Annotated in this window: 8 protein-coding genes and 2 pseudogenes; 1 reads left to right on the top strand and 9 read right to left on the bottom strand. The window is 61.3% G+C overall.

Going from position 1 to position 10,200, the window contains the following annotated elements:
• Positions 1-131: 131 nt before the first annotated feature.
• From EOA85_RS17610 to urtA, 6 genes are all read right to left on the bottom strand, one after another.
• The gene (locus tag EOA85_RS17610) at positions 132-308 is read right to left on the bottom strand and encodes a hypothetical protein (protein WP_082982505.1); all 177 of its coding nucleotides are present in this window, start codon (positions 306-308) and stop codon (positions 132-134) included.
• A 493-nt stretch (positions 309-801) separates the two neighbouring features.
• Entirely contained in the window at positions 802-1,497 is a 696-nt protein-coding gene (gene urtE / locus EOA85_RS17615) for an urea ABC transporter ATP-binding subunit UrtE (RefSeq protein WP_127210575.1), read from the bottom strand.
• Positions 1,498-1,567: 70 nt separating this feature from the next.
• Positions 1,568-2,314 carry an urea ABC transporter ATP-binding protein UrtD gene (urtD, locus tag EOA85_RS17620; protein WP_127210569.1) on the bottom strand — a complete coding sequence of 249 codons (747 nt, stop codon included), beginning with the start codon at positions 2,312-2,314 and terminating at the stop codon, positions 1,568-1,570.
• 3 nt (positions 2,315-2,317) lie between these two features.
• Positions 2,318-3,550, bottom strand: coding sequence for an urea ABC transporter permease subunit UrtC (urtC, locus tag EOA85_RS17625; RefSeq protein ID WP_127210570.1), 1,233 nt, complete (start codon positions 3,548-3,550; stop codon positions 2,318-2,320).
• Positions 3,547-5,163, bottom strand: coding sequence for an urea ABC transporter permease subunit UrtB (gene urtB / locus EOA85_RS17630; RefSeq protein ID WP_127210571.1), 1,617 nt, complete (start codon positions 5,161-5,163; stop codon positions 3,547-3,549). The genes urtC and urtB overlap by 4 nt, the downstream gene beginning before the upstream one ends.
• A 125-nt stretch (positions 5,164-5,288) precedes the next feature.
• Complete coding sequence (gene urtA / locus EOA85_RS17635) at positions 5,289-6,599, bottom strand: urea ABC transporter substrate-binding protein (RefSeq protein ID WP_127210572.1); 1,311 nt, start codon at positions 6,597-6,599, stop codon at positions 5,289-5,291.
• A gap of 301 nt (positions 6,600-6,900) precedes the next feature.
• Between urtA and EOA85_RS17640 the strand changes: the two genes are divergently transcribed.
• Entirely contained in the window at positions 6,901-7,296 is a 396-nt protein-coding gene (locus tag EOA85_RS17640; protein ID WP_127210573.1) for a hypothetical protein, read from the top strand.
• Between the two features lie 67 nt (positions 7,297-7,363).
• Here the strand turns inward: EOA85_RS17640 and EOA85_RS17645 are convergent.
• The 3 genes and pseudogenes from EOA85_RS17645 to EOA85_RS17655 all read right to left on the bottom strand — a co-directional run bounded on the left by EOA85_RS17645 (position 7,364) and on the right by EOA85_RS17655 (position 10,008).
• Positions 7,364-8,935: pseudogene (locus EOA85_RS17645) on the bottom strand (GMC family oxidoreductase).
• A 48-nt stretch (positions 8,936-8,983) separates the two neighbouring features.
• A pseudogene (locus EOA85_RS17650) lies at positions 8,984-9,533 on the bottom strand (gluconate 2-dehydrogenase subunit 3 family protein).
• A 79-nt stretch (positions 9,534-9,612) separates the two neighbouring features.
• Positions 9,613-10,008 (bottom strand): VOC family protein, encoded by a 396-nt coding sequence (locus EOA85_RS17655; protein ID WP_127210574.1) that lies wholly within the window; start codon positions 10,006-10,008, stop codon positions 9,613-9,615.
• Positions 10,009-10,200 lie beyond the last annotated feature (192 nt).

Consider the following 10,200-nt stretch of genomic DNA (forward strand, 5'->3'; position numbering starts at 1 on the left):
GGTGCTCAGCGCGGCCGACAAGGCGCTCTATGCCGCCAAGCGCGGCGGTCGCAACCGCGTCGCCGCCTCGACCTTCCGACGCGCAAGCTAGCCGCTTCGCGGTTTAGCGCATCCGCCCCTTCCGTCACCCCTCACGCCGCCTTCACGACCTCGTTGTAGGTATCGAGATCGACATAGAAGACCTTGGTGATCTCTGCGATCAGCTCGTCGTGGTCGTATCCTTGTGATTTCAGAATGTTGATGGCGGTCATGATGTCGACGCGCTCGGTGAGCCGTCGTTTCTGGTAGTCCTCGACGTAACGTTCCATCGGCTGCCCTGGCCCAAGTGCCCCAAATGCGTTGAACAACAATCAGATCTCAAGAAGGGGGCTGCTTGCACGGAACGTGCCGGCTGAGCCCACGCCTCACCTTGATCTGTCAACGAGACTGATACGGAAAGCGGCCGACTCAACAAGGCCAAGTAAAGCCTAGCATGCAATCTTCGGCGCGCCAGAGTTGCAAACGGTGTCGTTGAAGAAAATCTCGTAAACCTTCGTTATTTCGTCATCCTGGGGCGCAGCGACCCGAAGCGGAGTGAAGACGCAAGGGTCAATGCCGTGACTTCAGAGCATCGCCACGGTGCAGAGTCCAGGATGGGGGGCGCCGGAGAACGGCTTTTTCTCTTCGGCACTCTTCGGCGGGTGTCACGGCATGGATTCCTGGGGTTTGCACCGCGTCGCTTCGCTCCTTGCTTCGCCCCAGGATGACGACGGGAGAGATGGTTCAGCTAATCCTAGAGGTTTGGGATTCGCCACTGAGGCTTTAAACAGTCAGGAACTTGCGGACATCGGCGCGGTCGAGATCCTCGGCCGGGCCGGTGTGGACGATCTGGCCGCGGTCCATGATGTTGACCTCGTCCGCCAGTTCCCGGCAGAAATCAAGATACTGTTCAACCAGCAGCACGGCGATGCCTGCCTGGTCGCGCAGATAGCGAATGGCGCGGCTGATATCCTTGATGATCGACGGCTGGATGCCTTCGGTCGGCTCGTCGAGCACCAGCAGTTTCGGCCGCATCACCAGTGCCCTGCCGATGGCAAGCTGCTGCTGCTGGCCGCCGGAAAGGTCGCCGCCCCGGCGGCCGAGCATCTGCTTCAGCACGGGGAACAATTCGAAGACGTGGCCGGGAATGCTGCGGTCGGCGCGCTTCAATGGCGCAAAGCCCGATTCGAGGTTTTCCCGCACGGTGAGCAGCGGGAAGATCTCCCTGCCCTGCGGCACGAATGCGATGCCCGACCGGGCGCGATCATACGCCGCGCTCCGGTCGAGCGCCTTCCCCTCGAAGGCAACACTTCCGCTCGTCAACCGGTGGTGGCCGACGATCGATCTCATCAAACTGGTTTTGCCGACGCCGTTGCGGCCGAGTACGCAGGTGATCTTGCCCGCGCCGGCCTTCAGCGAGACGCCACGCAGCGCCTGGGCGGCGCCGTAGTGCAGCGTGGCGTTGGAGACTTCGAGCATGGTCAGCGCCATCTCCAACGCCTGAAGAACGAAAGGTCGAAATGATGGAACGGAACGCGCCAGACCATGATCATCTTCCCAGGTAAACTTCGACGACACGCTCGTCGGCCGAAACAAAATCGAGCGAGCCTTCGGACAGAACCGAACCCTCGTGCAGGCAGGTGACCTTGACGCCGAGCTCGCGCACGAAATGCATGTCGTGCTCGACGACGATGACCGAGTGGTCGCGCGCAATATCCTTGAGCAGCCGCGCGGTCTCTTCAGTCTCGGCGTCGGTCATACCGGCAACCGGTTCGTCGACCAGCAGCAGCTTCGGATCCTGAGCCAGCAGCATGCCGATCTCGAGCCATTGCTTCTGGCCGTGGCTGAGATTGGCGGCGAGTTCATCGCGCTTGTCGCCCAGCCGGGTGATGCCGAGGATATCGTCGATCTGCCGCGCCTCTGCGGCCGAGCGGCGATGGAACAGCGCCGGGAAGATCGAGCGTGGGCCCTTCAGCGCCAGCATCAGGTTCTCCTCGATCGTGTGACTTTCGAAGACGGTCGGCTTCTGGAATTTCCTGCCGATGCCCATCATGGCGATCTCGGCCTCGTCATGTTTGGTCAGGTCGACCTGCCCGTCGAAGTAAACCTCGCCCGCGTCGGGACGCGTCTTGCCGGTGACGATGTCCATCATCGTGGTCTTGCCGGCGCCGTTGGGACCGATGATTGCCCGCATCTCGCCCTTGTCGAGCACCAGCGACAGGTTGTTGATGGCGCGAAAGCCGTCGAAGGAAACCGAGACGCCGTCGAGATAGAGGATGGTGTTGCTCTTCGACATCGCTCACTCCGCCGGCTGCGGTTCGGGGCTGGATGTGGACCAGTCGCCCGGCGTTCTCGCAGCCGAGCGGACGATCTTCGGCGGTGGCTGGACGTCAGGATCGGTGCCGGCCTCCTCGGCGATCAAGGCCGCGCGCAGCGCCTTGGCATTGCCGCGCCAGGAATCCCACATGCCGATAATGCCTTGGGGCAGGAACAGCGTGACGGCGACAAACAGGCCGCCAAGCGCAAACAGCCAGAACTCCGGCAGCACGCCGGTGAACCAGGATTTGCCGGCATTGACCACGAGTGCGCCGATGATCGGCCCGACGATGGTGCCGCGCCCGCCTACGGCCGCCCATACCACCACCTCGATCGAGTTGGACGGCTCGAACTCGCCCGGATTGATGATGCCCACCTGCGGCACGTAGAGCGCGCCGGCAATGCCGGCCATGACAGCCGACACAGTGAAGGCGAACAGTTTGACGTTCTCCGCGCGCCAGCCGAGAAAGCGCGTGCGGCTCTCGGCGTCGCGCACCGCCATCAGCAGCTTGCCGTATTTTGAACCGACGATTGCCCAGGTAACGAAGACGGCGAGCGCCAGCGTTATGGCGCTGGCCGCGAACAATCCCGAGCGAGTCGCATCGGCCTGCACGTTGAAGCCGAGAATATCCTTGAAATCGGTCAGGCCGTTGTTGCCGCCGAAACCCATGTCGTTGCGGAAAAACGCAAGCAGCAGCGCATAGGTCATCGCCTGGGTGATGATCGACAGATAGACGCCGGTGACGCGGCTGCGGAAGGCGAACCAGCCGAAGACGAAGGCGAGCAGGCCGGGCACCGCAAGCACCATGATCGCCGCAAACCAGAAATGGTCGAAACCGTACCAGAACCACGGCAGCTCCTTGTAGTTCAGGAACACCATGAAGTCCGGCAGCAGCGGATTGCCGTAGACGCCGCGCGAACCGATCTGGCGCATCAGATACATGCCCATCGCATAGCCGCCGAGCGCGAAAAAGGCGCCGTGGCCGAGCGAAAGGATGCCGCAATAGCCCCAGACGAGATCGAGCGCCAAGGCGAGCAGCGCGTAGCAGAGGTATTTCCCGGTGAGCGCGACGACATAGGACGGCACGTAGAACGCACTTGTCGGCGAGACCGCAAGATTGAGCAGCGGCACGATGAAGGCGATCGCCAAAAGGATGAAGATCGTGATGGCGATGCGGCGGTCGGCGCCGGCGGCGAAGAAGCGTCCCGTGATCATGCTTCCACCGACCTGCCCTTAAGTGCGAAAAGGCCGCGCGGGCGTTTCTGGATGAACAGGATGATGAGGACCAGCACGACTATCTTGCCGAGGACTGCCCCGGCATAGGGTTCGAGAAACTTGTTGACGATGCCGAGCGAGGAGGCGCCGACCAGCGTGCCCCATAGATTGCCGACGCCGCCGAAGACGACGACCATGAAGCTGTCGATGATGTAGCCGCGGCCGAGATTGGGCGAGACATTGTCGATCTGGCTGAGCGCGACACCGGCGATGCCGGCAATTCCGGACCCCAACGCAAAGGTCAGCGCGTCGACCCATGGCGTCCTGATTCCCATAGACGCGGCCATGCGGCGATTGGCGGTGACGGCGCGCATCTGCAGGCCCCAGGGCGTGCGCTTCATCACATAAAGCAGCACCGCGAACACACCGAGCGCGAATACCAGTATCCAGAGCCGGTTCCAGGTAACCGCAAGCTGGCCGATATCAAACGAACCGGACATCCATGACGGGTTGCCGACTTCCTGGTTGGTCGGCCCGAAGATGGTGCGCACGGCCTGCTGCAGAATCAGCGAGACCCCCCATGTCGCCAGCAGCGTCTCCAGCGGCCGGCCGTAGAGGAAACGGATGACGCCCCGCTCGATGACAAGGCCGACGAGCGCCGCGACCAAGAAGGCGAGCGGCAGCGCGATGACCAGCGACCAGTCGAACAGGCCAGGAAAGGAATTGCGGATCACCTCCTGCACGACAAAGGTCGTGTAGGCGCCGAGCATGACCATTTCGCCATGCGCCATGTTGATCACACCCATCACGCCGAAGGTGATGGCGAGACCGATCGCCGCCAGCAGCAGCACCGATCCGAGCGAAATGCCGTACCAGATGTTCTGGCCCGCATCCCACAGCGCCAGCGTCGAATTGATGCTGGCGATCGCCGCCGTCGCCGCGTCCTTGACTGCGCCTTCGGAATTGGCCTCGACGGCGGTGAGCAGAGACAGTGCGTTGCGGTCGCCGCGCGCGCCGATCAGGGCGATCGCCGCGAGTTTATCGGCCTCCGGCCTGTCCGACACCAGAACCGATGCTGCGCGGGCCTGTTCGAGCAGCGCTTTGACGCTTGCCACGGTTTCGCTGGCGATTGCGGCATCGAGTGGCTCGATGTTCGTGGCATCGGGCGTCTTGAACATTGTATCGGCAGCAGCAATGCGGGCAGCCGGGTCTTTAGCGCCGAGCGTCAGCATGCCCAAGGCATCGCGGATGGCGCGGCGCAGCGTATTGTTGACCTTGATCTTGGTGATCTCGGCCTTGGCCGCGTCGCCGGACTTTTCACCGCTCAGCGGGTCGAGCAGCTCAACGCTGCCGCCACCTTCCTTGCCGATGAAAACCAGCGAATCGGTCTTGCGAACATAAAGATCGCCCTCCGCAAGCGCGCCAAGCGGGAGTTCTACGGCAGGGTCGCCGGTGGCCGCCAGCTCGCGCACGACAGCTTCGGTGGCCGAAAAATTCGAGGCAGTGGCAAATTTGGCGATGATGGCGCGCAGATCCGCTTCGGCAGCGTTCGACGGCGACAGCATCCCCAGGAGGAGCAGCAGCGTCAGGCCGATAGCGCGGGTGAAGATCATCGATTTCTGGCGACTCTTGAAGGGTTGAACTTCGCGTCCGGGCGGACTGGAGGAGTGGAGGAGCTCGCCCGGACGCGTCGCGGTCTAGGTCGTGGAGAAATCCGCGACCGTCAGACCCGGGAGGATCAGTTGGTTCCCTTACCGCCGCACTTGCCGGTGGCAACATTGAAGTTGCCGCAGGACAGAGGTGCGCGCCAATCGGAGATCAGGTCCTTCGAATCAGCCAGATAGTCAGACCACTCGTCACCCATCACCAGGCCAGGCGTCTGCGAGACGGTCTCGAACTGGCCATCGGCCTGGATTTCGCCGATCAGCACCGGCTTGGTGATGTGATGGTTCGGCATCATGGTCGAATAACCACCGGTCAGGTTCGGCACCGAGACGCCGATCACGGCGTCGATGACCTTGTCAGGGTCGGTGGTGCCAGCCTTCTCAACCGCCTTCACCCACATGTTGAAGCCGACATAGTGGGCTTCCATCGGGTCGTTGGTGGTGCGCTTGTCGTTCTTGATGAACTTGTGCCAGTCGGCAATGAACTTCGCGTTCTCGGGCGTATCGATGCTCTGGAAATAGTTCCAAGCGGCGAGATGACCGACGAGCGGCGCGGTGTCGAGACCGGCAAGCTCTTCCTCGCCGACCGAGAAGGCCATGACCGGGATGTCCTCGGCCTTGATGCCCTGGTTGCCGAGTTCCTTGTAGAACGGCACGTTGGCGTCGCCGTTGACGGTCGAGACGACGGCCGTCTTCTTGCCGGCCGAGCCGAACTTCTTGATCGCCGAGACCTCGGTCTGCCAATCGGAGAAGCCGAACGGCGTGTAGTTGACCATGATGTCTTCGGCAGCGACGCCCTTGGCCTTCAGATAGGCTTCGAGGATCTTGTTGGTGGTGCGTGGATAGACATAGTCGGTGCCTTCAAGCACCCAGCGCTTCACCGATCCGCCGTCCTCGCTCATCAGATAGTCGACGGCCGGAATAGCCTGCTGGTTCGGCGCCGCACCGGTGTAGAACACGTTGCGCTCGCTCTCCTCGCCCTCATACTGGACGGGGTAGAAAAGGATGTTGTCGAGTTCGCTGAACACCGGCAGCACCGATTTGCGCGACACCGAGGTCCAGCAACCGAACACCGCCGCGACCTTGTTCTTGGAGATCAGCTCGCGTGCCTTTTCGGCGAACAGCGGCCAGTTCGAAGCCGGATCGACGACGACCGCTTCGAGCTTCTTGCCGAGCAGGCCGCCCTTTGCATTCTGCTCTTCGATGAGCATCAGCATGGCGTCCTTCAGCGTCGTCTCCGAAATTGCCATGGTCCCCGACAGCGAGTGGAGAATACCCACCTTGATCGTATCGTCAGCCGCCCTGGCCGGGATACTCATCAGCAAGCCGGCTGTGACCGCGCCTGCCGAAAACATTTTTGTTATCGTCGAGAAACTGCCCCTCATATTTCAAACTCCCTAGCTGGTTGATCGCATCGCAAACAGACCATGCAACGGCTGTGCCAACCGCGGGAGCAAAATTGAGTGCGCTGAGATTTCCTTGCCCTATCAGCTGGTTAATATATTAGCCGCCAAAGTTAAGCGCCGCCGCAGGTGTTCTGATTGAGAAAAAATTCCCCGCTCTCGCCTAAGTTTTCATCAGTCACGAATTAATGCATGAATTTTGAGCAACACCGTATCAAAGACGACGAAAGGTTGCAGCGCTGCAGGAAAATGCGGCAAGCTCGATCTCCAAAAGAGCGACGTCATGACCTCCAGGATTTCTCGTATTTTCAGCACCATGCTTCTGGTTGCGGCCACCGCCAGTGGACGCGCCGATTTCACCCACGGCAAATTGCCGGACGGGACCTATCACTGCGAAGTCTATCTGCTTGGCATGTTCCTCAGCCTTGGCGATATCACCATCAAGGGAAATGTCTATAGCGGTCCGGTGACCTTCGGAACCGCCCGGCAGGGCTACAACTATCAGATGGATACAAATGGCGAGATTACATGGTTGGGACCGTTGGGCGGCTATACGACCGGCGGCAACTCGATCTCGCTCACGCAAGCCATCCCGGACGGTCAAATCAGCCCGTCCTTCGACATCATCATGAAGCAGCCTGACGGCGCCTTCACCGCCTCGACCTGCACGAAGCGTTGAACAGCCGACAAGAAGAGGCGCGAAACCTTGCGAGGTTCCGCGCCAACAGGCAGTCGAGAGGGTATCGCTAAATGCTCTTGGCCGACATCTGTTCAGCGATATAGTCGGCCTGACGGATCGCCAGCGACACGATCGTCAATGTTGGGTTTTCAGCGCCGCCGGTGGTGAACTGGCTGCCATCCGACACGAACAGGTTCTTGATGTCGTGCGCCTGGCCATGCTTGTTGACGACGCCGTCGGCCGCCTTCTCGCTCATCCGGTTGGTGCCGAGATTGTGGGTCGACGGATAGGGTGGCGTCGGGAAGGTCCGGGTCGCACCCACCGCTGCGTAAAGCGCCGAGCCCTGCTTGTAGGCGTGGTCTCGCATTGCCGTGTAGTTGGCATGGTCGTCGAAATGGACGTCCGCTACCGCCATGCCGTGCTCGTCCTTGAGATCGGCATGCAGCGTGATGCGGTTTTTGCTCGCGCGGCATGTCTTCGCCGACGATCCACATGCCGGCCATATGGTCGTAGTGGTCGAGCGCCGTGGTGAAGGAACGCCCCCAGCCGCCGGGATTGAGGAAGGCGGCCATGAACGGCAGGCCGAGCGACAGCGTCTCAAGCTCGTAGCCGCCGACGAAGCCGCGCGAAGGATCGTTGCGGGCCTCATCGCGGATGATACCGGCCATGGTGGTGCCGCGATACATATGCACCGGCTTGTCGAAGATGCCGTAGACCGAGCCCGTGGTGTGGCGCATGTAGTTCTTGCCGACCTGCCCCGATGAATTGGCAAGACCGTCGGGAAACTGGCTCGATGCCGAATTGAGCAGTAGCCGGGGGCTCTCGATCGAATTTCCGACCACGGCGACGATGCGGGCCTTCTGTTCCTGCAGTCTGCCGTCCTTGTCGGCATAGACGACGCCGGTCACCTTGCCTGACGCATCGTGGTTGATCTTGATAGCCATGGCGTTCGGCCTGACCTCGAGATGGCCGGTCGCCTCGCCCTTGGGAATTTCGCTGTAGAGCGTCGACCATTTGGCGCCCCATTTGCAGCCCTGGAAGCAGAAGCCGGTCTGCTGGCAGGCATTGCGGTCGTCGCGCGGCTCGGAATTGATTGCCATCCGGCCGGTGTGGCACTCCTTGTAGCCGAGCTTGTCGGCGCCGGCCTTCATCACCTTGAAGTTGTTGTTGCCGGGAAGGCCTGGGATGTTGTTGGTGAGCGTCACGCCCAGCTTATCTTCGGCTTTGCGTAGTAGGGCTCCAGCTCGGCAAGCGTGATCGGCCAATCGAGCAGGTTCGCGCCTTCTAGTTTTCCGTAGGTCGAAAGCGTTCTGAATTCATGCTCCTGAAACCGCAGCGAGGCGCCCGCCCAGTGCGTGGTCGAGCCGCCGACCGCCTTGACGATCCATGCCGGCAGATTGGGAAAATCTTTCGCCACCCGCCAGTCGCCCGAGGTCGTGCGCTTGTCCGTCCAGGCGAGTTGGGCGAATGAGTCCCACTCGTCGTTGATGAAATCCTCGTATTCGTGGCGTGCGCCCGCCTCCAGGATGACGACATCGATGCCTTTCTGGGCGAGTTCGTTGCCGAGCGTGCCGCCGCCGGCGCCGGAGCCGATGATGACAACCACGCCGTCGTTCGTGAGATCAAATGGTGCTGCCATGGTTTCCTCCCATGATGTCTATTGTGTACGGTTTGGGACGACGGGGGCTCAGAGCCACTCGATGTCGTCGAACCCGCGCGCCATGTAGCCGCCCTTGGAGTAGGACTCGCCCTCGTAGCCGAAGATCGGCCAGACCTCTTTCTGGTTGTAGAGACCGACGACAAGCCCGCCACGGACTGCCTGGAAGAACGGCGTGTCCTCGATCTCTCTTAGCACGGCAACGCGCTGCTCCTCCCAGCCGAGGCTGGTGTAGCCACCCTTACCCGACTTCGAGTCGAGTTCGGCGATGCCGGTTTTCGATGAGGTCCTTATGGGCTGGGTCTTTGCCGGCCTGCTCGTCATGGGCCTTGACGGCGATTGCGTAATATTCGTCAGGCACTTGGTCGTGCGGGTAGATGTCGCGCGCCATCTGGATCAGGGTCGCCATGGTTTCGGGCTTGAGCGCGGATGTTTCGAGACCCCAGGCATGTTCCGGGCTGATGACGGCACTGCCCGAAATGACCAGCAACGCGCCGACACCGCCGCGCTTCAGAAGCTCACGGCGCGATAGCCCGGGCTTCCTTGCATGGGCCGGCTTTCTCTCATAAATCGTGACCATTTGCTCCTCCCTTTGCTTGCTGTTCGCACCCGAAGGTGCCCTGGCTAGCGCCCGCTGGCCGGCGCGGCCGTAATGTCTCCTATTTGAACCGACCCTGACGCTGCAGAACCTCGATCTTGTAACCGTCGGAATCCTCGATGAAGAAGAAGCGCGCGATCAGCGCTCCGTCGCGGTTGAACTCGACGATCTTCTTCGGGCTCAGGTCAAGCGCGCCGAGCCGGTCATGTTCGCTGTCCAGATCTGCGACCGAAACCGCGAGATGGCCGTACCCGTCGCCGAGCGCATAAGGCTCCTGGCGGCCCTTGTTGACGGTGAGCTCGACTTCGAACCCCGCCTCGACATTGCTCAGATAGACGAGCGTGAAGGTTTCGAAATCGAGCCGTTCAGCGACGTCCAGCCCAAAAGCTTTCCGGTAGAAGTCGATGGACCGGGCCTCGTCCAGAACCCGGATCATGGTGTGGATCGTCTTCGCCAAATGACACTCCGTCGCAGCAGCGCCTTGTGCGCGTCGGCGTGATTATGCGCGGGTTGCGGCAAAGGTGGTGGCAGCCGATTACCACGCGCTAATCTAAGGACGGGGTGGCAAACCGCCTAAGGACGAAAGTCCGATTGCTGTTTTCCGCTTTCCGGCTGAAGATAATTGGCCGCAATAGGCACTGCTCAAAGG

This window comes from Mesorhizobium sp. M5C.F.Ca.IN.020.29.1.1, from assembly GCF_003997375.1.
Lineage (GTDB): Bacteria > Pseudomonadota > Alphaproteobacteria > Rhizobiales > Rhizobiaceae > Mesorhizobium > Mesorhizobium wenxiniae.